Annotated in this window: 26 protein-coding genes and 1 tRNA gene; 19 read left to right on the forward strand and 8 right to left on the reverse strand. The window is 71.9% G+C overall.

Annotated elements, in window-relative coordinates:
• Positions 1-46 precede the first annotated feature (46 nt).
• The 3 genes from NRP21_RS05725 to NRP21_RS05735 are packed head-to-tail and all read right to left on the reverse strand — an operon-like array spanning position 47 to position 2145.
• Positions 47-922, reverse strand: a complete 876-nt coding sequence (locus NRP21_RS05725; protein ID WP_257715214.1) for an NAD(P)H-hydrate dehydratase — start codon at positions 920-922, stop codon at positions 47-49.
• Entirely contained in the window at positions 919-1689 is a 771-nt protein-coding gene (locus NRP21_RS05730; RefSeq protein WP_257715215.1) for a histidine phosphatase family protein, read from the reverse strand. The genes NRP21_RS05725 and NRP21_RS05730 overlap by 4 nt, the downstream gene beginning before the upstream one ends.
• Before the next feature lie 51 nt (positions 1690-1740).
• Positions 1741-2145, reverse strand: coding sequence for a metallopeptidase family protein (locus NRP21_RS05735; RefSeq protein ID WP_257715216.1), 405 nt, complete (start codon positions 2143-2145; stop codon positions 1741-1743).
• 60 nt (positions 2146-2205) lie between these two features.
• Between NRP21_RS05735 and NRP21_RS05740 the strand changes: the two genes are divergently transcribed.
• From NRP21_RS05740 to NRP21_RS05760, 5 genes are all read left to right on the forward strand, one after another.
• On the forward strand, positions 2206-2502 hold the full coding sequence (locus NRP21_RS05740) for a 4a-hydroxytetrahydrobiopterin dehydratase (RefSeq protein ID WP_257715217.1): 297 nt from the start codon (positions 2206-2208) through the stop codon (positions 2500-2502).
• Between the two features lie 71 nt (positions 2503-2573).
• The gene (locus NRP21_RS05745) at positions 2574-2999 is read left to right on the forward strand and encodes a cupin domain-containing protein (protein ID WP_257715218.1); all 426 of its coding nucleotides are present in this window, start codon (positions 2574-2576) and stop codon (positions 2997-2999) included.
• A gap of 92 nt (positions 3000-3091) precedes the next feature.
• Positions 3092-4078: a tripartite tricarboxylate transporter substrate binding protein gene (locus tag NRP21_RS05750; protein WP_257715219.1), complete on the forward strand. Its 987-nt coding sequence runs from the start codon at positions 3092-3094 to the stop codon at positions 4076-4078.
• 21 nt (positions 4079-4099) lie between these two features.
• On the forward strand, positions 4100-4900 hold the full coding sequence (locus NRP21_RS05755) for an ABC transporter substrate-binding protein (RefSeq protein WP_257715220.1): 801 nt from the start codon (positions 4100-4102) through the stop codon (positions 4898-4900).
• A gap of 50 nt (positions 4901-4950) precedes the next feature.
• Positions 4951-5847: a PhzF family phenazine biosynthesis protein gene (locus NRP21_RS05760; RefSeq protein ID WP_257715221.1), complete on the forward strand. Its 897-nt coding sequence runs from the start codon at positions 4951-4953 to the stop codon at positions 5845-5847.
• A 19-nt stretch (positions 5848-5866) separates the two neighbouring features.
• On the opposite strand, the gene NRP21_RS05765 is transcribed toward NRP21_RS05760, so the two are convergent.
• From NRP21_RS05765 to gluQRS, 3 genes are all read right to left on the reverse strand, one after another.
• Entirely contained in the window at positions 5867-6268 is a 402-nt protein-coding gene (locus NRP21_RS05765) for a response regulator (protein WP_257715222.1), read from the reverse strand.
• Positions 6269-6401: 133 nt separating this feature from the next.
• Positions 6402-8273, reverse strand: coding sequence for a PAS domain S-box protein (locus tag NRP21_RS05770; protein ID WP_257715223.1), 1872 nt, complete (start codon positions 8271-8273; stop codon positions 6402-6404).
• A 152-nt stretch (positions 8274-8425) separates the two neighbouring features.
• On the reverse strand, positions 8426-9283 hold the full coding sequence (gluQRS, locus tag NRP21_RS05775) for a tRNA glutamyl-Q(34) synthetase GluQRS (RefSeq protein WP_257715224.1): 858 nt from the start codon (positions 9281-9283) through the stop codon (positions 8426-8428).
• 44 nt (positions 9284-9327) lie between these two features.
• Between gluQRS and NRP21_RS05780 the strand changes: the two genes are divergently transcribed.
• The 5 genes from NRP21_RS05780 to NRP21_RS05800 all read left to right on the forward strand — a co-directional run bounded on the left by NRP21_RS05780 (position 9328) and on the right by NRP21_RS05800 (position 12299).
• Positions 9328-9993: an alpha/beta hydrolase gene (locus tag NRP21_RS05780; RefSeq protein ID WP_257715225.1), complete on the forward strand. Its 666-nt coding sequence runs from the start codon at positions 9328-9330 to the stop codon at positions 9991-9993.
• Between the two features lie 235 nt (positions 9994-10228).
• Positions 10229-10801 carry an HNH endonuclease gene (locus tag NRP21_RS05785; RefSeq protein WP_257715540.1) on the forward strand — a complete coding sequence of 191 codons (573 nt, stop codon included), beginning with the start codon at positions 10229-10231 and terminating at the stop codon, positions 10799-10801.
• 9 nt (positions 10802-10810) lie between these two features.
• Positions 10811-10993 carry a hypothetical protein gene (locus NRP21_RS05790; RefSeq protein WP_257715226.1) on the forward strand — a complete coding sequence of 61 codons (183 nt, stop codon included), beginning with the start codon at positions 10811-10813 and terminating at the stop codon, positions 10991-10993.
• A gap of 50 nt (positions 10994-11043) precedes the next feature.
• Positions 11044-11745 (forward strand): hypothetical protein, encoded by a 702-nt coding sequence (locus NRP21_RS05795; protein WP_257715227.1) that lies wholly within the window; start codon positions 11044-11046, stop codon positions 11743-11745.
• A gap of 248 nt (positions 11746-11993) precedes the next feature.
• On the forward strand, positions 11994-12299 hold the full coding sequence (locus tag NRP21_RS05800; protein WP_257715228.1) for a hypothetical protein: 306 nt from the start codon (positions 11994-11996) through the stop codon (positions 12297-12299).
• A 46-nt stretch (positions 12300-12345) separates the two neighbouring features.
• Here the strand turns inward: NRP21_RS05800 and NRP21_RS05805 are convergent, their stop codons facing one another.
• The gene (locus NRP21_RS05805) at positions 12346-12912 is read right to left on the reverse strand and encodes a demethoxyubiquinone hydroxylase family protein (RefSeq protein ID WP_257715229.1); all 567 of its coding nucleotides are present in this window, start codon (positions 12910-12912) and stop codon (positions 12346-12348) included.
• Complete coding sequence (locus NRP21_RS05810; protein ID WP_257715230.1) at positions 12909-13388, reverse strand: disulfide bond formation protein B; 480 nt, start codon at positions 13386-13388, stop codon at positions 12909-12911. Before NRP21_RS05810 ends, NRP21_RS05805 begins: the two co-directional genes overlap by 4 nt.
• 95 nt (positions 13389-13483) lie before the next feature.
• On the opposite strand from NRP21_RS05810, the gene NRP21_RS05815 reads away from it, so the two are divergent.
• The 9 genes from NRP21_RS05815 to NRP21_RS05855 all read left to right on the forward strand — a co-directional run bounded on the left by NRP21_RS05815 (position 13484) and on the right by NRP21_RS05855 (position 23818).
• Entirely contained in the window at positions 13484-13870 is a 387-nt protein-coding gene (locus tag NRP21_RS05815; RefSeq protein WP_257715231.1) for a cupin domain-containing protein, read from the forward strand.
• A 75-nt stretch (positions 13871-13945) separates the two neighbouring features.
• A tRNA-Leu gene (locus tag NRP21_RS05820) sits at positions 13946-14031 on the forward strand.
• Positions 14032-14165: 134 nt separating this feature from the next.
• Entirely contained in the window at positions 14166-18482 is a 4317-nt protein-coding gene (locus tag NRP21_RS05825; RefSeq protein ID WP_257715232.1) for a choice-of-anchor I family protein, read from the forward strand.
• 242 nt (positions 18483-18724) lie between these two features.
• Complete coding sequence (locus tag NRP21_RS05830) at positions 18725-19018, forward strand: acyl carrier protein (RefSeq protein WP_257715233.1); 294 nt, start codon at positions 18725-18727, stop codon at positions 19016-19018.
• A 28-nt stretch (positions 19019-19046) separates the two neighbouring features.
• A complete protein-coding gene (locus tag NRP21_RS05835) occupies positions 19047-19484 on the forward strand; it encodes a 3-hydroxyacyl-ACP dehydratase FabZ family protein (protein WP_257715234.1) in 438 nt (145 codons plus the stop codon).
• Positions 19481-20647, forward strand: a complete 1167-nt coding sequence (locus NRP21_RS05840; RefSeq protein ID WP_257715235.1) for a beta-ketoacyl-ACP synthase — start codon at positions 19481-19483, stop codon at positions 20645-20647. Before NRP21_RS05835 ends, NRP21_RS05840 begins: the two co-directional genes overlap by 4 nt.
• Positions 20647-21894, forward strand: coding sequence for a beta-ketoacyl-ACP synthase (locus tag NRP21_RS05845; protein ID WP_257715236.1), 1248 nt, complete (start codon positions 20647-20649; stop codon positions 21892-21894). Before NRP21_RS05840 ends, NRP21_RS05845 begins: the two co-directional genes overlap by 1 nt.
• Positions 21894-22916, forward strand: coding sequence for a zinc-binding dehydrogenase (locus NRP21_RS05850; protein WP_257715237.1), 1023 nt, complete (start codon positions 21894-21896; stop codon positions 22914-22916). Before NRP21_RS05845 ends, NRP21_RS05850 begins: the two co-directional genes overlap by 1 nt.
• 2 nt (positions 22917-22918) lie before the next feature.
• Complete coding sequence (locus tag NRP21_RS05855) at positions 22919-23818, forward strand: lipid A biosynthesis lauroyl acyltransferase (protein WP_257715238.1); 900 nt, start codon at positions 22919-22921, stop codon at positions 23816-23818.
• Positions 23819-23823 lie beyond the last annotated feature (5 nt).

The following is a 23823-nucleotide window of genomic DNA, read 5'->3' on the forward strand; positions in this document are numbered from 1 at the left end:
GCTACGATGCCGGAATGGCAGCGGGGCGTGGCGGGCCCCGCCTGCCTCAGCCCGCCGAGAGATCCGCCATGATGGCCGGGATTTCCGCCAGCAGTTCCCGCGCCAGGAAGCCGAGCGTGCCCATCCGGCGCGCCAGCCGGTGCCCGGCCTCCGCGTGCAGCCAGACCGCCCAGGCTGTCGCCCGCACCGGGTCAGCGCCCCGCGCCAGCAACCCAGCGAGGATGCCCCCCAGCGTATCGCCGGAGCCGGAGGTGGCCAGGCCGACATGGCCGTGGGTGCAGAGCAGGGCTTCGCCCTCCGGCCCCACCACCCAGGTCCGTGCCCCCTTCATCGCCACCACGACGCCGAGCATCTCGGCGGCGCGGCGCGCGGCGGCCAGCGGATCGGCCGAAACCGCGTCCCGCTCCATCCCCAGCAGACGCGCCATCTCCCCGGCGTGGGGCGTGATCACGCAGCGGCCGTGATGGCGGCGCAGGGGATCCGGATTCGCTGCCAGGTCACCGAGGGCGCCCGCGTCGATCACCACCCCCGGGCCCGGCTCCATATGCCGCAGCAGGGCATGCAGGAGCGCCGTAGCCCCGTCCTCCGGCATCCCCGGCCCGACGAGGAGGGACGCGCAGCGGGACAGGCGCGGCAGCAGGGCGCGCTCGGCGCCGGGGGCGATCAGCCCATCCTCCGTCTCGTCCAGGGCGATCACCAGCGCCTCCGGCACGGCGATGGCGAGGTGAGGTGCGACGGAGCGCACGCTTGCCAGGCGCAGCTTGCCCGCGCCGGCGCGCAGCGCGCCCTCTCCAGCCAGCAGCACCGCGCCCGGGATCTCGGCGCAGCCGCCCACCACCTGCACCGTACCGCGCGCGGACTTGTCGTCGTCCTCCGCCGGGATCGGCAGGGGATGAGCGCGTAGCCAGGCCGCGTCGATCACGGTGCCACAGCCTTCGCGTCGGGCTCCGCCGTTACCGGCGTGCCCTCGCGCAGGAGCGGCGCGACGAAGTTGTAGCGCGCCAGCTTCAGCGCGCCGTTCGGCCCCGTGCCGGGATCGAAGCGGTACTCCGTGATGCCGCAGTTCGGCACGTCGCCCTCACGGTCCACCGCCAGGATCTCCTCCTCCGTCATGTTCTCCAGCAGGTAGCGCAGGCAGAGCACCACCACTTGGTGCCCGACGATCGCGACGCGCCGCCCGGCATGGTGCAGGCTGACCGTGTCCAGGGCGGAGCGCAGGCGCAGGATCACGTCGCACCAGGATTCCCCCCCAGGCGGCCGGTGGTAGAACTTGCCGAGGATGCGCCGGAACTCCGCCTGCTCCGGCATCTCCTGGCGGATGCCGAAGCTCGTCAGCCCGTCCAGGACGCCGAACTCCTTCTCCCGCAGCCGCTCGTCGATCACGAAGTCCTCGGGGGCCACGGGCAGCCCGCCCGCCTCGTGGATCAGCCTCGCCGTCTGCCGGGCGCGGCGATAGGGGGAGCAGAGCACCACCTCCGGGCGCTCTCCTTCCGGCATGGAAGCGAACCAGTGTCCGAGGGAGAGGGACTGCTCCTGCCCCAGCGCGCTGAGCGGCACGTCCACGTCCCGCCCCTCCAGCGCGATGCGGGCGGCGTTGCTCCGGTGTGCGGCGTCCCGCGCGACATTCCCGGCGCTCTCGCCGTGGCGGATGATCCAGAGTGTATCGGGCCAGCGCTGGACCTGGGGCATGGGGCGAGGCCTCCTTCCCAGCCCCAACGCAACGGCCGGGGGCGGGTTGGGCTAGCCCTCCCCTTCCAGCCGCGCGATCCCTTCCTCGGAATAGCCGAAGTGGTGGGCGATCTCGTGGACCAGCACGTTCCGCACCAGCCGGAACAGGTCCTCCCCGCTCTCCACCCATTCCACCAGGATGGGTTCGCGATAGAGCAGGATGGTGTCCGGCAGCGCCGGCGCGTCCAGGCCGGACTTCTCCGTCAGCGGCACGCCGCGGTAGAGGCCGGTCAGCTCCCAGGGGTGCTCCAGCCCCAGCTCCGCCAGGGTTTCGTCGTCCGGGAACTCCTCCACCAGGATGGCGGCGCCGCGCACCGCGTCCCGGAGGGGTTCTGGGATAGCGGCGAAGGCGGTCTCGGCCAGCTCGGCCAGATCCTCGGCCGTGGGCGGGGCGCCCCAGCGGGCTCCGTGGCTCATCTCGGTGTTCGGCATCGGGCAAGGGCGCCATAACGGGGCCCCAGGTCAAGGAAAAGCGCCGTGCCGAAGGTCGATCCTCTCTCCCCCGCCCGCCGCGCCGAGCTGCCGGCGCTGCTGCCGCTCTGGTCCATGGCGGAGGGGCGCGACGCGATCCGGCGGGAGTTCCGCTTCCGCGACTTCTCCGAGGCCTTCGGCTTCATGGCGCGGGTTGCCCTGCTGGCGGAGACGCAGGACCACCATCCGGAATGGTCGAACGTGTGGAACCGGGTGGAGATCGCGCTCACCACCCATGATGCCAATGGCCTGAGCGAGCGCGACCTGCGGATGGCCGCCGCGATCGACGGGCTTCTTCCCTAGCGCCGGACTGTTCCGTTCGGGAAACTTCGGCGGGCGAATCGATCAGGCCCGCCGAGACCCAGGAGCGCCCCGTGCCCGAGACCATCGATTTCGGTTCCCTCACCCTTCGTTTCCTGCGGGACAAGCACGACACGGGCGGCGGCCTCGACATGTTCGAGATGACGCTCTCCCCGGAGGGGCGGATGCCCGTGCCGCACTACCACGAGGGCTGGGACGAGACGGTCTACGGCCTCTCCGGCACGGCCACCTTCACGGTGGGTGGCGAAACCCGCGATCTCACGCCGGGCGAGGCGCTCTTCATCCCGCGCGGCGTGGTTCACGGCTTCCAGAACCGCAGCGGCGCCACGGCGAGATGCCTCTGCGTCCTCACGCCGGGCGTCCTCGGCCCGGAATACTTCCGGGAGCTCGCGGCGCTGCTCCGCGCCGGCGCGCCGGATCCGGCCAGGGCGGGCGAGATCATGCGCCGCCACGGGCTGATCCCCGCTCCACCGGGCTGACCGGGCCCGATGCAAACGGGCGTTGCAAGCGGCGCCCGCCTCGCGCAGCCTCGCGGCAAGGGCCGCCGAAGCGGCCATGCCGGAGGAACACGATGCCCATCACCCGCCGCGCCGCCCTGGCCGCCCCCGCCCTTCTCGCCGCCCGGCCGCTGCTGGCGCAGGGGAGCAACCAGGGGAGCGGCTTTCCCAGTCGCGCCGTTCGCATGGTGGTGCCCTATACCCCCGGCGGCGTCTCCGACATCACCGCCCGCCTGATCGCCGAACCGCTCGCCGCTCAATGGGGCCAGCCCGTGCCGGTGGAAAACCGCGCGGGGGCGGACGGCATCATCGGCACCGAGGTCGTCGCCAAGTCGGCGCCCGACGGCCACACCCTCGCCCTCGTCTCGGTCGGTCATCCCGTGAACGCCGCCTTCTACCGGCTGCCCTATGACACGATGCGGGACTTCTCCTTCGTTACCCTCACCACGAAAACCCCGCTCGTCCTCGTCGCCGGCAAGGGCTTCCAGGCGAGCACGCCCGCGGAGCTGGTGGCGCGCGCCAAGGCGGGCGGCCCGGGTAGCGTCACCTTCGCCGGCACCTCCGGCGTGGTCCGCCTCGCCCCGCTCCTCTTCGCCCAGCGCGCGGAGATCGAGATGACCTACGTGCCCTATCGCGGCTCCACCCAGGCACATCCGGACCTCATGGCCGGGCGCGTGGACGTGATGTTCGACACGGTCCCGGCCGCGCTCGCCCATATCCAGTCCGGCAGCTTCAAGGCGCTGGCCACCACCGGCGCCGCCCGCGCGCCGCAGTTGCCGGACGTGCCAACGCTCGGCGAGGCCTTCATGCCGGGCTTCGAGGCCTCCACCTGGGGCATGGTGATCGGCCCGGCCGGCATCCCGGAGGCGGTGCTGAACAAGCTCTCGGCCGATTGCGGCGCGGCAGTGATGCGCCCGGACGTGGTAGCGCGCCACGCCACGCTGGGCGCGGAGGTGATCCGCTCCACGCCCGAGGAGACCCGCCGCTTCGTGCAGGCGGAGCTGGAGAAGTGGGGCGATGCCGCGCGCAAGGCCGGCATCCAGCCGCAGCAGGCCGGATAAGGCAGGATGAATGGAACGCACATGCCCATCCCCCGACGCACCGCGCTCGCCGCGGGTCTTGCCATGACGGCGGGCACGGCAGCGGCCCAGGGACCCTCGCCGGAGGCCGCCGCGGTCCTTGCCCCGGGCGGGGTGCTGCGGGTGGCGATCAACTTCGGCAACCCCGTCCTCGCCCAGCCCGATCCCGCCACGGGGGAGCCGCGCGGCGTCTCCGCCGCCCTGGCGCGGGAGCTGGCGCGGCGCCTGGGCGCCACGATCCGCTTCTCCACCTACGACGCGGCGGGAAAGGTCACCGATGCCGGCAAGCGCGGGGAATGGGACCTGTGCTTCCTGGCCATCGACCCCGTGCGCGCGCAGGGCATCGCCTTCACCGCGCCCTATGTGGTCATCGAAGGCACCTACATGGTGCCGGAGGGATCGCCCCTGCGCGCGATCGAGGATGTGGACCGCCCGGGCATCCGCGTGGCCGTCGGCCGGGGCAGCGCCTACGACCTCTACCTGACGCGCGCGCTGAAGTCGGCGGAGCTGGTGCGGGCGCCGAGCTCGCCGGAGGCCATCGACCTCTTCCTGCAGCAAAAGCTCGATGCGGCGGCCGGCGTCACCCAGCCGCTGGTCGCCTATGCCGCCGTGAATCCGGGGATGCGCGTGATCCCCGGCCGCTTCATGGTGATCGAGCAGGCCGTGGGCATCCCCCAGGGGCGCGAGGCGGCGCTGCCCTATCTCCGCGCCTTCGTGGAGGAGATGAAGGCGAGCGGCTTCGTCGCGCGCGCGCTGGCCGAGAGCGGGCAGAAGGACGCGGCGGTGGCCCCGCCCGCCAGCTGATCGCCCGCCACCTGATCGCGGTACGGCAGAAGCTGCGCTAGGGTCGCGCCATGCGCAGCCTCCGCTTCGTCACCGTCGATGTCTTCACCACCCAGCGCTTCGGCGGCAATCCGCTCGCCGTCTTCCCCGACGCGCGCGGCCTCTCGGACGCCGAGATGCAGGCCCTCGCCGCCGAGTTCAACCTCAGCGAGACCACCTTCGTCCTGCCGCCGGAGGACCCCGCCAACACCGCCCGCGTCCGCATCTTCACCCGCAAGTACGAGATGCCCTTCGCCGGCCACCCGAATGTCGGCACGGGCTGGGTGCTGGCGCAGGATTCCGCCGCGCGCCGCCTGGTGTTCGAGGAGATCGCGGGCCCGGTGGAGATCGCGGTGGAACGCGCGATGGGCGGGGCGGAGGACGGGGCGGTGACGAACGTCACCATCGCCGCCCCGCAGCCGCTCTCCCTGGGGGAGCGATTCGATCCCGCTGCCATCGCCGCCTGCGCCGGGCTCGCGGCGGCCGAGGTGCTGACGGGCGCCCATCCGCCGGTCCATGCCGGCACCGGCAACCCCTTCATCCTGGCGGAGGTGACGCCGGACGCCCTCTCACGCGCCCAGCCGGATTTCGGCGCCTTCCGCGCCCTCGCCGCGGCGAATCCCGAGCTGCAGGGCCGGGTCGGGCTCTACCTCTACGCCCATGACGGGGCCGGACGCGCCCGGGCGCGCATGTTCGCGCCCCTCGGCGGCACGGTGGAGGACCCGGCCACCGGGAGCGCCGCCACGCCGCTCGCCGCCCTGCTGCTCTCGCTCTCCGGCGCCGCCGAATCCCGCCTGGACATCACCCAGGGCGTGGAGATGGGCCGCCCGAGCCTGCTGCGAACCACCGCCCGGCGCGCGGCGGACGGCATCCGGGCCACGGTGGGCGGCACCTGCGTGCCGGTGCTGCGCGGAGAGGCGATCCTGTAGGGCCCGGGGCCCCGCGCCCTCAGCCCTCCCCGCCGGAGCGCGACGCCAGGAGCGCCTCGAGCGCGCGGAGCAGGCCGCGCTGTGTGACCGGCTTCTCCAGCCGCGTCCGGCACTGGTAGTTCGGCTCGTCCACCAGTCGCACGTCGCCGGTGGCGAAGAGATAGGGCACGCCGAGTTCATCCAGCCGGTCGGCGATGGGATAGGCCGTCTGGCCCTCGCCGAGATTCGCGTCCAGCACCGCCAAATCGAGGGCGCCGGCCTCCCTCTCAATCAGGTCCAGCGCCTCTTCCACGTCCGGCACCGGCCCGAGGACCAGCACGCCCGCCTGGCGCAGCCATCCGTCCATCTCATCCGCGATGATGTACTCATCCTCGACGAGGAGGACGCGGCAGCCCGCGAGCGGGCCTGCGGCAAATGGCATCGAGGCGGTCATCCGGAACAGGTTGTGCGGTAGGCCGGCCGCCCTTTGCCTTAACCTGCATTGGGGCGAAGTCACACCGTGAGACTTATCGCATTAAGGTGATTGCGCCCGCCGCCCAGGCCTGGCCACACACTCAGGCCAGAGGCAGCTCGATCCGGCAGCGCACCCCCTCCGCGTCCAGCGCGTACTCGGTCCTCGCGCGCAGGGCATAGGACAGGGCCTTCTCGATCAGCTCGCGGCCATATCCGCGCCGCCCCGTCTCCGGCGGCACCTCGTAGCCCGTCTCCACCCACTCCAGCGCAAGGGACCCGCGCCCCTTCCCGGTCCGGCCGACGGACCAGTGGACGGAGAGCTGCCCCGCCTCACCCTTCAACGCCCCGTATTTCACCGCGTTCGTGGTCAGTTCGTGCAGGGCGAGGGCGAAGTTCTGCACCTGGCGGGAGGTAAGCCTCACGCGCGGGCCGGAGATGACGACCTTCGGCGGCCCGGCCTCCGCATAGGCCTCCAGCTCCGCGCGGACGAGGGCACCCACCTCCACCGTGTCGCTGCCGGACTGGCTAAGCAGCCCCTGCGCCCGGCTGAGCGCCTGCAGGCGGCTCCGGAAGTGTTCCACGTCGCCGGCATGCCCCAGCGTCCTGCCCGCCACCGCGGAGACCACGCCCAGCAGGTTGCGGCCGCGGTGCTGCAGCTCCGCCACCAGCACCTCCAGCCGCGCGGCGCTCGCCTTCTCCTCCGTCACGTCCTTGGCGATACCGGCCAGGCGCCGCACGCGGCCGGCATTGTCCAGCAGCGGAAAATCGGTGTTGCGGATCCAGCGGAGTTCGTTGTCCGAGGGGCGGATGATGCGAAACTCGAAGTTCGCGCGCGCTCCGTCCCGCACGCTCAGCAGTTGCTGCACCGCCAGCTCGCGGTCATCGGGATGGATCAGCTCGGTCCAGCGCTCCAGCGTGTTCCCGGCCAGCTGCTCCTCGCGGCTCCGGCCATAGATCGGCTCGAAGGCCGGGCTGAGATACTCGAAGGCCAGGGTCGGCGCGTCCCGCATCCAGATCAGGTCGGAGGAGGCCTCGCCGAACTGCCGGAAGCGCTCCTCGCTCTCGCGCAACCGCTCCTCGGCCGCGCGGCGCTCCGTCGCGTCCCGCCCGATCTTGAGGAAGCCCCGCAGCTCGCCGCCCCCGTCGTGCAGCGCGCGGACCGATCCCTCGATGAAGACACGGGACCCGTCCTTGCGGATGTGCCAGCGGACATTGGGGGCGACGCCATCCGCCCGCGCCATCTCGATCTCCCGCTCGGGCTGGCGGGCCGCCCGGTCCTCAGGGGTGAAAAGTATGCCGCCGTGCTGCCCCACCGCCTCCTCCGCCGTCCAGCCGAAGACGGCGGCGGCGCCCGGCAGCCAGTCCGTGATGCGGTCCTCCTCGTCTGTCACGAAGATGGCGTAGTCCAGCGCGGTCTCGACCGTCAGGCGGAAGCGTTCCTCGGCGGCGCGCAGCTGGCGCATCTTCAGCAGCCGGTCGATCACCGGCCCGAGGATCATGGTGTAGGTACGGAGGAACTCCGTATCCTCCTGCCCGAAGTCGCGGGGCTTTGTGTCATCCACCTGAAGCAGGCCGAAGGTGCCGCCACCCGGTAGCAGGATGGGCGCGTTGACGAGGGCGACCACCCCGGCCTTCCTCATGAAGTCCGGGACGTCGAAGCGCTTCTCCTTGCTGATGTCCTGCGTAATCACGGGCCCGCGGGAACCGATGGAGTAGCTCTCGGAGGAGCGCTCGCTCATGGTCAGGCTCAGATTGCCCACGATGCCCGGGTCCCAGCCGATGCCGGCACGGACGAGAAGGAGCTGCCCGCCCTCCTGGATTTCCAGGACCTTGGCCCGCTTCGTCCCCAGGGCCTCGCTCACGAGGCGGCAGGCCTCCTGCAGGACCTCGTCCAGGTTTTCGGAGCGCAGGGCAAACTCGCCGAAATCGGCCAGCAGCCGCTGCCGCCTCATCGTCGCGTCCTGGTCAGCCATCGAGGCTCCGCTCCCTGGCGCCATCCAACGCGGAGCGCCGGCCCCTCCGCCCGGGCCAGGTCCTGTCCGGCATGTCGCAGGGGTGAACGCCCCCGGGGCCATTCCGATGCCCACTGCCCGGCGCGGAGCGGGCAATCCGGCCAGGCCGGCCCCTAGACGCCCGCCATCGCCCGTACCGCCGACGGGTCCAGACCTTCCGCGCGCAGCTCGCGCAGGCTCCTCGCCCCGTCCCGCTTTGCCAGGCGGCGCCCGTCCGGCCCCAGCAGCAGCGGGTGGTGGCGATAGGCGGGCTCCGGCCAGTTCATCAGCGCTTGGAGCAGCCGGTGCAGGTCGGTGGCGGCGCGCAGGTCCTCCCCCCTCGTCACCAGCGTCACCCCCTGCAGCGCGTCGTCATGGGTCACGCAGAGATGGTAGGAGGCGGGAGTGTCCTTGCGCGCCAGCACGGCATCCCCGAAGCGCGCGGGGTCGCAGCGCAGGCGCCCCTCCCCCACCTCCTCATAGGTGAGCGGCCCGTCCACGGCCGCCAGCGCCGCCCTCATGTCCAGCCGCAGGGCGTAAGGCTGCCCCGCCGCGATCCGCGCCGCCCGCTCCGCCGGGAGGAGCCGCCGGCAGGTGCCGGGGTAGAGCAGCCCTTCCGGTCCATGGGCCGGCCCGTGCGGCGCCGCCCCGATCGCCGCCACCTCCCGCGCGATCTCCGCCCGCGTGCAGAAGCAGGGATAAAGCAGCCCCCGCGAGGCGAGGGAATCCAGCGCCGCGCCGTATTCCCGGAAGTGGGCGGACTGCACGCGTACCGGCCCGTCCCAGTCCAGCCCCAGCCAGGCCAGGTCCTCCGCGATGGCGCCCGTGAACTCCGGCCGGCAGCGCGTGCGGTCGATGTCCTCGATCCGCAGGAGGAAGCGCCCGCCCGCCTCCCGCGCCGCGCGCCAGGCCAGCAGGGCCGAATGGGCATGGCCGAGATGGAGGTAGCCGGTCGGGCTGGGCGCGAAGCGCGTGGTCGGTCTTGCTGCCATCGCGCCCAACGGGTTAGCGGGGGTAAGCACCGAAGGGAAGCAGGATGGCCGAGCTGGATGGACCGCGCTGGGGGCCGGCGAGCAAGGGGAAGCCGAGGCAGGTCGTGTTCCTGCTGCACGGCGTGGGCGCCGACGGCAACGACCTGATCGACCTTGCGCCGCAATGGGGCCGCGCCGTGCCGGACGCCCTGTTCGTCGCGCCCCACGCGCCCTTTCCTTATGCGGGTGCCCCATTCGGCCGGCAGTGGTTCGACCTGACCGACCGCACCCCCGCCCGGATGGAGGCCGGGGTTCGCGCCGTGGTCCCGCTGCTGGACGCGCTGATCGCGAGGGAATGCGCGGCCGCCGGCCTGCCCGAGACCCACGTGATGCTCATGGGCTTTTCCCAGGGCGCGATGACCGCCCTGTTCTGCGGCCTGCGCCGCGCGACCCCGCCAGCCGCGATCCTTGCCTATTCCGGCCTCCTCCTCGCCCCCGATTCGCTCGGCGCGGAGCTGCGCGCCCGCCCGCCGGTGCTCCTCGTGCACGGGGAGGCGGATGAGGTGGTGCCCGCCGCCGGCAGCCGTGCCGCGGAGCGCGCGCTGCGCGATGCCGGGATTCCCGTGGAAGCCGCCTATTCCCCGCGACTCGCCCACGGCATTGACGATACGGGCCTCTCGCTCGGCGCCCTCTTCCTCCAGCGCGCCGCCGCGGGGCTGCCCGGGACCTGAAGGGCCGCGTGAATCCTGTGTGAATCCGCGCGCCCGGCCCCGGCACCGCCGGGGCGCGTGAGTTGCGCCCCCCGCGCCCCGCTGTCATCTTCACCTGCGTTACGGGCGGCGCCACTTGATCTGGGGCCCGACCGCCCGGCCGAGCCCCAGCGCTTGTGATCGCCGCGTCTCCGGCAGGGAGCAGCGCGTGCCAGACGGTTCACACGGCGGCCCAAGTTTCGGCGGGATCGATGAACTGCCGGTCTTCGGCGGCCCCGGGACGCGCAACTTTCCTGCCCTGGTGCTGAACGCCGACTTCCGGCCCCTGTCCTACTTCCCCCTCTCCATCTGGTCCTGGCAGGACGCCGTGAAGGCCGTGTTCCTGGACCGGGTGAGCGTGCTGAACGAGTACGAGACCGAGGTCCACTCCACCAGCCTGACCATGCGCCTGCCGAGCGTGATCGCGCTGAAGGAGTACATCCCCGCCGCGCGCCGCCCCGCCTTCACCCGCTTCAACGTCTTCCTGCGCGATCGCTTCGCCTGCCAGTACTGCGGGCAGGAGCACGCGGCCCCCGACCTCACCTTCGACCACGTCATCCCCCGCAGCCGCGGCGGCCGCACCACCTGGGAGAACGTCGTCGCGGCCTGCGGCCCCTGCAATCTCCGCAAGGGCTCCAAGCTGCCGCGCGAGATCGGGATGCTGCCCCGCCAGGTCCCCTGCCAGCCCACCAGCTGGGAGTTGCAGGAGAATGGCCGGGCCTTCCCGCCCAACCACCTGCACGAGAGCTGGCGCGACTACCTCTACTGGGACACCGAGCTGGAGAGCTGAGCACCCGCGTTGGACAGACTCCTCTTCTTCATGTGGCGCGTCTGGCGTAACCCGCCCTCGCGCACGGCCCTTCTCGTGATGCTCGGCGCCCTGGCCCTCTCGATCGGGCTCGTCCTCATCGAGCGGGGCCTGGGCTGGCCCGACTGGCTGCGGGCCGACCGCGTTCCCCGCCAACGCCTGCCGCATCTCTGACCCGACGCCCCGGTCCTACCGCCCGCCTGCCCGGCAGGCTAGAAGGCCGCATGCTCCGCCGGGCCGCCCCGCTCCTCGTCGCGCTCCTCCTCGCCGCCTGCGGTGGCCGTACCCCGCCCGGCCTGAGCGCGGAGGAAGCCTTTTCCCGCCTGCCCGAGGAGATCGCCGGCTTCCGCAAGCAGCGCCCGGACAAGGGCGCCGGCCGGACCACCATCGCCCGCTACGCGAGCCCGACCCACGCCGCCGCCTCCATCCACGCGCTGGACCCCACCCCCCGCCCCGGCGCCCGGGACGGGGAGGATGGGCCGGAGGTGGGCCAAGCCGTGGAGGTCTTCGCCCGCGCCGCCGCCGTGGACGCCGCATCCCGCCGGGAGAATGCCACCCTGCGCCACTTCGGTGCCCGCGTGGCCGAGACCGGCCCCGCCGCCCGGTGCCTGGACGTGCAGGTCCGCGGCGAGCTGCCCCGCCGCCAGATCGGCTGCGCCACCATGCTCGAGCGCCGCGTCTTCATGGTGATGATGATGGCGCCGGAAGCCGCCGATACCCGCCGCGGCGCGCGCGACCCGCTTCTTGCCGTCACTCTTCGCCTGATCGGGGCGCTCTCCGGCATGCCGCCGGAGCCCGAGCCGGCCGCCGTGGAGCCGGAAGCCCCGGCCCCCGTCGTCGCTCCTCCGCCCCCAGCCCCCCGCCCGCCGGCGCCGCGAAGGCCGCGCCCGAGGCCGGCACCCTCCGGGCCGATGTGGCGGGCCTGAGCCGCTCCGTTTCCCCAAGCGAAATCAAACCCGCTTCGTGCAACCGCAAGTCGTCGTGAGGTGGCGTGCCCGGCGCGTTGAATGCACCCCAGCCCTCTATAGAGTCGATCCTGGAATGATGGATTCGCCGATTTCCGGTTGCCATCAGGCCAGCCCTGGGGCGGCCGGCTGACCTCTTCGGGGCACGATCCTGACCAGGGGCCCACCCTGTCGCGACGGGGCGGCCTGAAGCCCGAAGGAGGCACCTTATGCCGAGCATCCCGCGTATCATGCTGCATGCAACCGGCCTCGTGATCGCCGGCGCGCTTCTTCTCCCGGCCATGGCGGCCGAGCCCCACTCACGCTCCCGCTCCGCCCGCTCCGGAGCGTCCTCGGGGGCGTCCTCGCAGGACATGATGGCGGACCAGCTGAACGCCCAGTCCCTGCAGCGCGCGCAGTCCGGCCAGGGCGCGCCCGGCCCGGGCCCGGACACCACCGGCAACCTGAATCGGATGAGCGAGCAGGACGCGGCGCGCGGGCGGGCGATGCAGCAGCCGCCCATGCCCTTCCGCTGATCCGGCCCGGCGGGGCCGGGGCCAGGCGCCCCGGGCCCGCCCCTTCCTAGATCCGCTCGCTCACCTTGATGGCCACCTTGCACCCGGCCTTGATGGCCGCCGCCAGCAGCTTGTAGGCCGGGGCCAGCTCCGCCTCGTTCTCCAGCCCGATATCACGGTGCTCCAGCTCCTCCAGCCGGAAGCGCTCGATCTCGTCCCGCAGGGGCTGCTCGTCCGCTCCCAGCGTGGCGTGCTGGTCGGCGTAGTGCTCGTCGATCGCCTCCTCCACCGCCACGGTGCAGGCCATGGCGCCGCGATGGCCGATCAGGGCAGTGGCGGCGCCGAGCGCGAAGCCGGCCACGTGCCAAAGCGGCAGCAGCGCGGTCGGCCGCACCCGCCGCTCCGCGATCAGGCGGGAGAAGGTGTCGAGATGGACCTGCTCCTGCTCCTTCATGTGCTCCAGCAGCGGCCCGTACTTGGTGCGGCCGAGCACGGCGAGCTGCCCCTCGTAGATGCGCTTCGCCCCATATTCCCCGGCATGGTCCACGCGGATGGTGCGCGCCACGTACTCGCGCGGGGTGGGGTCTCCGGGCAGGCGGTCCTGCAGGGTGGTGCGGCGTTCGGCCTGGCTCATGCGCGGGCTCCTCTACGGGCCCAGGTAAGGGCCAGCGCACCCAGCGCAAGCGCGTAGATCAGGTTCATCGCCGCCAGCGAGACGGGAAGGCCGGGGATGGGATAGGCCGCGGCGTCGCAGGGCTTGTCCGGCTTCGGGGCCAGGCTGCGCAGCAGGTCATCCACGCTCGTGGCCGCCCCCACATCCGGCGCGGCGCAGGACGCGAGCGGGCTGGGCCACCACCCCTGCTCCACCCCCACATGCAGCCCCGCGATGGCGCCGGAGGCGAGCACGGCCACCCCCGCCAGCGCCAGCAACGCGCGGGAGCGGAGGCCGGCCGCCAGCACAGCGAGCACCGCCGCCGCCCAGTAGGGCCAGCGCTGCCACAGACAGAGGGCGCAGGGCGCCATGCCCAGGAAGCGTTCCGAAGCCATGGCCGCCACCGGGGCGGCGGCGGAGAGAAAGGCGACGAGCGCCGCGTGTTGCCGGGTGGTCATGCTCGGCGCAGGCTGGTCCCGGGCTCCGCCCCCCGCAAGCCCCGCCCGCGCATGGCGGTGATGGCCGGGGTGAATGAAGGGCAACAGGAGGAAACATGCGGACAACCGTCAGCAAGGCGCGTGGCGCCACCTACGATGCCGGCCTGCGCGGCTTCTTCGCCTACCGGGACCTCGGCGCCAAGGAGGCCACGGGCGGCACCCATGCCGCCCACATCATCCGCGCCGTCCCCGGCGAGGGCCCGAAGCCCCAGTGGCACACGCATGAGCTGGGCTTCCAGCTCGTCCTCGTCCTGCAGGGCTGGGTGCGATTCGAGTACGAGGACATCGGCGAGGTGCTGCTGGAGCGGGGCGACAGCGTCCTCCAGCCCCCCGGGGTCCGCCACCGGGAGGTGGAGCATTCCGACGACCTGGAGATGCTGGAGGTTACCTCCCCCGCGGCCTTCCGCACGGCAGAGGCCGAGGCGCCGCCCCAGGCCGCCTGAAGCACGGGCCGACCTGAAGTGGAGGTCAGGCCACGGCTGGACGGGGTGCCCCCTGCCGTGGCATCTGAACCGGGCGCGGGTGTGGCGGAACGGTAGACGCGGCGGACTCAAAATCCGCTTCTGGCAACAGAGTGCCGGTTCGAAACCGGCCACCCGCACCAGTTGTACCGGGTTTCTCCGCCCCCCGGATTGTCACAATTCTCGCCCTGGACTGTCATCGATCCAGGCATGAACGGACTCTTAACGGCCAGTAACCCCTCGCCCGAACCGCAACGCCTGCGGGGGGAGAGATCACATGGCCACCATCGCTTCCGAACTCCTCTGGACGAAGGACAGCTCCAGCTCCGCCGCCGGCGGCGCCGAAGTCATCGCCTACGACGCCGCCAATGAGCTCGTCCTCGTCCTCGGCGCCAATGGCGTGGAGGCGCTGGATGCCGCCACCGGCGCGCTCCGCTTCGCGCTGCCCTCCTCCGACCTGGGCACCCTCGGCACCGGCAACAGCGTGGCCGTGTACGGCGAAGTGATGGCCGTGGCCTATGACAACGCGACGGACGGCGGCAACGGCACGGTGGCGATGTACCGCATCGCCGCAGGCGGCACGGGCGCGACCCTGATCCGCCAGGTCGAGGTCGGCGCGGTGCCGGACATGGTCACCTTCACCCCGGACGGCGCCCGCCTCCTCGTCGCGATCGAGGGCGAGCCGAACGACAACTACGGCGTTGACACCTCCGGCGACCCCGTGGGCGGCGTCGCCGTGATCGACGTGGCCACGGGCGCCAGCACCTTCCTCGGCTTCGAGGGCTTCGACACCGAGGCGCTGCGCGCCGCCGGGGTCCGCATCAAGGGTGTCGAGGGCGTCACCGCCGCCACCGACCTCGAGCCCGAGTACATCGCGGTCTCCGCCGATGGCAGCCAGGCCTTCATCACCCTGCAGGAGAACAACGCGATCGCGGTCCTCGACCTCGACACGCTGGAATACCAGGGCGTCTACGCCCTGGGCACGAAGGACCACTCCATCGAGGGCAACGGCCTCGACACCTCCGACCGCGACGGCGGCATCAACATCGAGACCGCCCCTGTCCATGGCATGTACATGCCGGACGGCATCGCGACCTTCGAGCAGGGCGGCCGCACCTACCTCGTCACCGCGAACGAGGGCGACGCCTCCGAGTGGGGCGACTACAACGACGTGGTCCGCCTGAAGAACGCCAACCTCGACCTTGAGGCCTTCGGCGGCCAGGCGGCGGTGGACGCGCTGAAGGCCGATGCCGAGCTGGGCCGGCTGAACATCTCCGCGGTAGACGGCGACACGGATGGCGACGGCGACATCGACGTCATCCACACCCTCGGTGCCCGCAGCTTCTCCATCTGGGAAGTGACGGAGACCGGCCTGACCCTGACCTTCGACTCCGGCGACATGATCGAGAGGATGCTGCTCGCCAACCGCCCGGACCTGCTGGACGACACCCGCTCCGACGACAAGGGCCCGGAGCCCGAGAGCATCACCCTCGGCACCATCGACGGCCAGCTCTACGCCTTCGTCGCCCTGGAGCGCTCGGACGCGGTCATGTCCTTCGCCATCACCTCCCCGACCTCCGCCGAGTACGCAGGCATCATCCAGACGCAGGACGCCCCGGAGGTGATCCACTTCGTCTCCGAGGAGGACGCGCCGGCGTCCGTGGGCGGCCCCATGCTGCTCTCCCCCAGCGAGGGCAACGGGCAGACCACCGCCCATGAGCTGACGGCCGAGGCCGGGAACGGCAACTTCACCCTGCAGATCCTGCACGCCTCCGACTTTGAGGCAGGCCTGGCCGCGACCACCCGCGCCGCCCAGTTCGCCGCCATCATCGACAAGCTCGAGGATCAGGCGGCGAACAGCATCACCCTCTCCTCGGGCGACAACTACATCCCCAGCCCCTTCAACGCGGCCGAGACCGACCCGACGGTCAAGGACGAGCTGATCGACCTCTACGCCTGGCTGCTCGGCGTCCCCGCCGCCAGCCTCTCCGGCCTGACGCTAAACCCGGCCGCCATCGACATCGCCATCATGAACGCCCTCGGCGTCCAGGCGAGCGTCTTCGGCAACCACGAGTGGGACTTCGGCTCCACCGCCGTGGCCAACGCCATCGACTTCGCCAAGGGCAGCGGCACCACCTCCGCCGCCGTGACCTCCATCGGCGCGATGTTCCCCTACCTCTCGTCGAACCTCGACTTCAGCAACGACGCCGCGATGCGGAACCTGTTCACCGCCGCGCTGCGCGACGCCTCCAGCTACGCGACCACCGCGGCCGACCTGGCCACCCCGGAGGCGCTGAACGCCGAGGCGGCGGACGCGCAGGTCTCCCCCTGGACGGTCATCACCGAGAACGGCCAGCAGATCGGCGTGCTCGGCGTCACCACCCAGCTGCTGGCCTCCATCTCCTCCGTCGGCGGCGTCACGGTGAAGGACCCGGCCGGTGACGGCGGCGTGGACAACATGGACGAGCTGGCGGCGATCCTGCAGCCGCTGATCGACCAGATGACGGCCCAGGGCCTGAACAAGATCATCCTGCTCAGCCACCTCCAGCAGTACCAGAACGAGCTGGAGCTCGCCGGCAAGCTCAGCGGCGTGGACGTGATCATCGCGGGCGGCAGCCACGCCGTCTTCGCGAACGAGGGCGACGCGCTGAACCCCGGCGACACGGCCAGCGAGACCTACCCCGTGATCGTCGAGGGCGCGGACGGCAAGTCCACCGCCATCGTGAACACGGGCAACGAGTACTCCTATGTCGGCCGCCTGACCGTCACCTTCGACGAGAACGGCGACATCATCCCCGACAGCATCACCGAGGAGAATTCGGGCGCCATCGCGGTGAACGACGAGACGGTCGCCGACCTGTGGGGCAACGAGGACGCCTACGCCGAGGGCACGCGCGGCGGCGAGGTAAAGGCCGTCACCGACGCCATCGCCGACGTCATCTCCGCCAAGGACGGCAACGTCCTCGGCTACACGGACGTGTACCTGGAAGGCCGCCGCGGCGAGGTCCGCACCGAGGAGACGAACCTCGGCAACCTCTCCGCCGACGCCAACCTCTTCGTCGCCAAGCAGGTGGATGCGGGCGTGACCGTCTCCATCAAGAACGGCGGCGGCATCCGGGCGGAGATCGGCTCCTACGGCCTCGGCGCCGACGCCCCCGAGCTGCCCCCGCAGGGCAACCCGGATGCCGGCAAGCCGGTGGGCGGCGTCAGCCAGCTCGACATCGAGAACTCGCTGCGCTTCAACAACGCCCTCTCCATCGTCACCCTGACGGCGGAGGAGCTGGAGCGGGTCTTCGAGCACGCGGTGGCCGCCACGGCGAACGGCGCCACCCCCGGCCAGTTCGGCCAGTTCGGCGGCGTCTCCTTCAGCTTCGATGCGACGCTCCAGGCCCAGCGCCTGAACGCGGATGGCAGCGTGGCCCAGGAAGGCGAGCGCGTCCGCAACCTCGTCATCCTCGACGAGAACGGGAACGTGCTGGACACGATCGTGCGCGACGGCGAGCTGGTGGGCGATGCCAACCGCGCGATCAAGGTGGTGACGCTGAGCTTCCTGGCGGACATCCCGGGCGGCGACAGCTATCCCATCGGCCTCTACGCCGACAGCCGGGTGGACCTGCTGAACAACGCCGCCCTCTCGGACGGCGCGGCCAACTTCGCCGCCAAGGGCAGCGAGCAGGACGCCCTGGCCGAGTACCTGAAGGCGAACCACGGCACCAAGGAGACCGCCTTCGACCAGGCCGACACGACGCCCGCGGGCGACGAGCGCATCCAGAACCTCGGCGCCCGCGAGGACACGGTGCTCGGCACCCTCGTGGACGGCGACGGCATCGACCGCGTGCTCGGCAGCGCCGGCCGCGACAACATCCAGGGCGGCGAGGGCAACAACACCCTCATCGGGAATGCCGGCGACGACTACATGGTCGGCGGCGCGGGCAACAACCGTCTCATCGGCGGCTCCGGCAACGACACCATGGTCGGCGGCGTGGGCGATGACGGCTACGAGGTGATGGAGGCCGGCGACCAGGTCGTCGAGGCGGCGAACGGGGGCTACGACCGCGTCACCGCCTGGATCGACTACACCCTGGGCGACGATGTCGAGAAGCTGATGATGGCCGGAACGGCCGTCCGCGGCACGGGCAATGCCCGGGACAATCGGATGCTCGGCAACGACGCGGCGAACATCCTCTCGGGCCTGGATGGCAACGACAACATCCACGGCAATGGCGGGGACGACACGCTGATCGGTGGGACCGGCAAGAACCACCTCTTCGGCGGCGAGGGGGCGGACACCTTCCGCTTCGACGCCCCGGCCGGCGCGGGCAACTTCACCCGCCTGATGGACTTCGCCGCGGCCGAGGACCGGATCGAGCTGGACCGCACGGCCTTCGCGGCCCTGACGGCCACGGGTCAGCTCGACGCCGCCTCCTTCGGGACGGGCAGCGCCGCCACCACGGCGGAGCAGCATGTCCTCTTCGACGCGGCCACCAGCGCGCTCCTCTACGACGCGGACGGCGCCGGCGGTGCCGCGGCCATCCGCTTCGCCACCGTCCAGGCGGGGGCGGTCGTCACCGCCGCCGATATCTGGGTGGTCTGAGCCGCCCCGATACCGCCGGCCGGGGCCTGCCCCAGCCGGTACGGAGCGCCCGCCCCGCCCCCCGGGGCGGGCGTTTCTTTTTCAATCCTTTCAAAGGGCAAGGGGGCGCTGCCCCGGCACCGCCGCCCGCGGCCCCTGGACTTTCCACCCCATTCCGGTCCATGACCCGCGCCGATCATCCAGACCCACGCCCCTGCCCGGCCCCGCGGCCGCGCCCGGCGCGCCTGACCAGGAGCCGCCAGATGGCTGCCGACACCTCCGCGACCTTCGACAAGGTCGCCGACATCATCGCCGAGAACAGCGAGGTCTCCCGCGAGAGCATCACGCCGGAGAGCCACGTGACCGAGGACCTGGGCATCGACAGCCTGGACTTCCTCGACATCGTCTTCGCCATCGACAAGGCCTTCGGCATCAAGGTGCCGGTGGAGAAGTGGACGCAGGAGGTGAACGCCGGGGAGAAGCCCGCGGAGCACTACTTCGTCATGAAGAACCTCGCGGCCCGCATCGACGAGCTGGTCGCCGCCAAGGGCGCCTGAGGCGCCGATGCGCCTGGAATATTTCCAAATGATCGACCGCGTGGTGTCGCTGGAAGGCGACGCCATCGTGGTGGAGAGCCGCGTGCCGCAGGAAAGCCCCGTCTTCGAGGGCCACTTCCCCGGCCATCCCCTCGTGCCCGGCGTGCTGCTGGTGGAGACGATGGCCCAGGCCAGCGGCTGGCTCATCCTCGGCCGCAACGGCTTCGCCCAGATGCCCTTCCTGATGTCCGTCAAGGAGGCGAAGTTCCGCAACTTCGTCGGGCCCGATGCCCCGCTGGATGTCACCGCCAAGGTCACCCATGACGGCTCCGGCTACACCGTGACCGAGGCGCGGGTGAGCAGCGCCGGCAAGCGCATCGCGGACGCCGAGATCCTGCTGCGCTCCATGCCCTTCCCCCACCCGGACCTGCAGGCCGCCATGCGCGCCAACGCCGCCCGGATCGGCTTGCCCGGGCACGCCGCATGACCCGGCACGAGGTGGTGGTCACCGGCATCGGCCTGGTGACGGCGCTCGGCGAGGGCCCCGACGCCCACTGGAACGCCCTTTCCGCCGGCACCGCGCCGGTGGTGGACGAGGCGACCTATGCCCCCTGGCCCGTCCACCCCCTGCCCGCCCTGAACCTGGACGCCCAGATCCCCAAGAAGGGCGACCAGCGGCAGATGGAGCCCTGGCAGCGCCTGGGCACCTACGCCGCCGGCCTCGCCATCGACGACGCGAACGCGCGCGGCCTGGTGGAGGACATGCACCTGATCGTCGCCGCCGGCGGCGGCGAGCGCGACCTGGCGCTGGACGAGCAGGTGAACGCGGAGCTCGCGAACCGCAACGACGGCGGCGGCGACCGGCTGAACGAGCTCCTGGCCACGGGCCTGCGCCCCACCCTCTTCCTCGCCCAGCTCTCCAACCTGCTGGCGGGCAACATCTCCATCGTCCACGGCGTCACCGGCTCCTCCCGCACCTTCATGGGCGAGGAGAGCGCGGCGGCCGACGCGGTGCGGATCGCCCATGCCCGGCTGGCGGAAGGCCGTGGCGGCATCGCCCTCGTCGGCGGCGCCATGACGGCCCAGCGCTGGGACCTGCTGCTGCTCTACCGGGGCGGCGAGGGCATGTACCAGGGCGCCTTCAAGCCGCTCTCGGCGCGTCAGGGCATGGTCCTCGGCAGCACCGCCGGCTTCCTCGTGCTGGAGACGGCGGAGCACGCCGCCGCCCGCGGCGCCCGCGTGCTGGCCCGGCTGGACGCCGTGGCGAGCGACACCACCCGCCGCGCCGCCCCCGGCGATTCCGCCGCCGCCGCCCGCGCCCTGCTGCCCCGCGTGGCGCCAGATGGCGTGGACGCCGTGATCTCCGGCAACTCCGGCTCCCCCGCCGCCTCGGCCGAGGAGGAAGCCTTCCTCCGCGAGTTGAAGCTGCCGGTCCGCCGCCCCGCCAGCCTCATCGGCCACGGGGTGGAGGGCGCCTTCCCCGCCCATGTGGCGCTGGCCGCCCTCGCCCTCTCCCGCGGCGGCTTCTACGCGCCGATGGACCCCGCCGATTCCGGCGAGGCCGCCTCCCCCAACCGCCTCCTCGTCACCGGCTTCGGCCAGTGGCGCGGCGAGGCCCTGGCCACCCTCTCCCGTGCGGAGGCCACCTGATGCGCGACCATCTCGGCCGCCCCGTCGTCGTCGTCACCGGGCTGGGTGCCGTCACCGCCCTCGGCTTCGGCGTGAAGGATAACTGGTCCCGGCTCCTCGCCGGTCAGTCCGGCATCCGCCGCATCACCCGCTTCCCGACCGAGCACCTGAAGACCACCATCGCCGGCACGGTGGACCTGCCGGGCGATGAGGGCTTCACCAGCCCCGAGCGCGTGGAGCGGATGGCCGCGATGGCGATCGAGGAAGCGGTCGCCGAATCCGCGATCGGCACGAAGGGCGCCTTCCCTGGCCCCCTCTTCCTCGGCATGCCGCCGGTTGAGGTGGAGTGGCCCCACCGCTTCTCCCTCGCCCGCGCCGGCGACCCCACCTATCCCGGGATGACCGCCGCCGCTGCCGGCCGCGCCGACATCTACGAGACCTGCCTCTACGGCGGCGTGGGCGAGCGCCTGGCGGCCCGCTTCGGCACGCGCGGCGCGCCGATCACCACCACCACGGCCTGCGCCACCGGCGCCACCGCCATCCAGTTGGGGGTGGAGGCGATCCAGCGCGGCGAGACGGAGGCCTGCATCGCCCTCGGCGCGGATGGCACGGTGCAGCCGGAGGCGCTGATCCGCTTCTCCCTCCTCTCCGCCCTGTCCCAGCGGAACGACGATCCCACCAAGGCCTCCCGCCCCTTCGAGAAGAACCGCGCCGGCTTCGTGATGAGCGAGGGCGCGGCCGCCCTGGTGCTGGAGAGCTACGAGGCCGCCCGCGCCCGCGGCGCCACGATCCTCGGCATTGTCGCCGGTGCCGGGGAGCGGGCGGACAACTTCCACCGCACCCGCTCCAACCCCGATGGCCGCGCCATCGTCGGCGCGATGAAGAATGCCCTGGCCGATGCGGGCCTGGAGCCCGGCGACATCTCCTACGTGAACGCCCACGGCACGGGCACGCCGGAGAACGACAAGATGGAGAATTTCGGCATGCGCGCCGTCTTCGGCGAGGACGCGCCGCCGATCTCCTCCAACAAGAGCATGATCGGCCACACCCTTTCGGCCGCCGGCGCGCTGGAGGCGGTGTTCTCTCTCCTGACCATCCGCGACGGCCGCCTGCCCCCGACCATCAACTACGACGAGCCCGACCCGAGCATCACGCTGGACGTGGTGCCCAACGTGGCGCGGGACGCGACGGTGAAGCACGTGCTCTCCAACTCCTTCGGCTTCGGCGGGCAGAATGTCTGCCTTGTTCTCTCGGGAGAGCCGCGCTGATGCGTGCCCTTCGCCTGCACGGCGACCGTGACCTGCGCCTGGAAAACATCCCTGAGCCCCCGCCGCCCGCCCCGGGCGAGGTGCGGCTGCGGATGCGCGGCATCGCGCTGAACCATATCGATGTCTGGGGCTGGCGCGGCATGGCCTTCGCCCAGCGCAAGCTGCCGATCTGCGTCGGCGCGGAGGCGGTGGGCGAGATCGACGCGCTCGGCGAGGGCGTGGAGGGCTGGAAGGTCGGCGACCGCGTGGCCCCCTACGGCGCCCAGACCTGCGGCCATTGCCATGCCTGCCTGGAGGGCCGCGACAACCTCTGCGAGAACGTCGCGGGGGTGAAGGGCTTCCACCTTGATGGCTTCGCGGCGGAATACGTGAACCAGCAGGCCCGCCTTCTCGTCCGCGTGCCGGATGCGGTGGACACGAACGACGCCGCCTGCGCCGCCATCACCTTCTCCACCGTCGAGCACATGCTGTTCGACAACGCCCGCCTGCAGCCCGGCGAGACGATCCTGGTCCACGCCGCCGGCTCCGGCATCGGGACGGTGGCGATCAAGGAGGCGAAGGCGCTGGGCTGCACGGTCGTCGCCACCGCCGGCGACGACGAGAAGTGCCAGAAGGCCCTGGCCCTCGGCGCCGACCATGTCGTGAACTACAGCGAGAAGAACTTCTCCTCCGTCGCCCGCCGGGTCACGAACAAGCGCGGCGTGGACGTGGTGTTCGAGCATGTGGGCGCCAGCACCTGGGCCGCCTCCCTCCTCTCGCTCAAGATGGGCGGCCGGCTCGTCACCTGCGGTTCCACCTCCGGCGTCTCGGCCGAGACGAACCTGATGATGATCTTCCAGCGCCAGCTGAAGATCTTCGGCAGCTTCGGCGCCTCCATGCGGAACGTGGCTGATGGCCTCGCGAAGATGGCCGGCGGCATGTCCCCCGTGCTGGACCGCGTGATCCCGCTGGAGAACTTCGCCGAGGGCCTGGACCGGCTGGAAAGCCGCCGCGTCTTCGGCAAGATCGTGGTGACCATCTAGGAATGGCGAAGAAGGGTGGTGGTGCCGCGGACGCCGCGCTGTCCGCCCTGACGGGGCTGGGCTTCGCCGTGCCCCGCGCCCTCGGCCCCGATCTCGGCCCGCGCGTCGGCTCCGCCCTCGCCCGCCGCCTGGGGCCGCTGACCAAGGCGCACCGCATCGCCATGGAGAACATCGCCGCCGCCTTCCCGGAGAAGGACACGGCCTGGCACCGGCGCATCGCGGACGAGGCCTGGGACAATCTCGGCCGCACCGCTGCCGAGTACGTCCACATCAACACTATCTGGGACCTGACTGAGGCGCGCGATCCGAAGGCCCGCATCCAGATCGACGACGCCACCTTCGCCCGCTTCGCGGAGATCCGCGAGCAAGGCGGCCCCTGCCTCGTTTTCGCCGCCCATCTGGCGAACTGGGAACTGCCGGCGGTGGCCGCCGCCAAGCACGGGCTCGACGCGGCGGTTCTCTACCGCACCCCCAACAGCAAGCCCGTGGCGGACGCCATCCTGAAGCTCCGCAAGGGCATGATGGGCGAGCTCATCCCCGCCGGCCTCACCGCGCCCACGAAGCTCGCCAAGGCACTGCAGCGCGGCGCGGTGGTCGGCATGGTCGTGGACCAGCGCTTCGGCCGCGGCCCGGTGGTGGATTTCCTCGGCCGCCCGGCCCACGCCAACCCGCTTCTGGCCAACCTGGCCCGCCGCTTCGATTGCCCCGTGCGCGGCGCCCGCGCCATCCGGCTGGAGGGCGGCCGCTTCCGCCTGGAACTGACCGACCCCATCCCCATGCCCCGCGACGCGGAGGGCCTGATCGACGTGAACGCCGCCACCCAGGCGGTGAACGACGTGATCGCTGGCTGGGTGCGCGAACACCCCGGGCAGTGGCTCTGGATGCACCGCCGCTGGCGGTGATCCCG

This window comes from Roseomonas populi (assembly GCF_024594815.1).
Classification (GTDB): Bacteria; Pseudomonadota; Alphaproteobacteria; order Acetobacterales; family Acetobacteraceae; genus Roseomonas; species Roseomonas populi.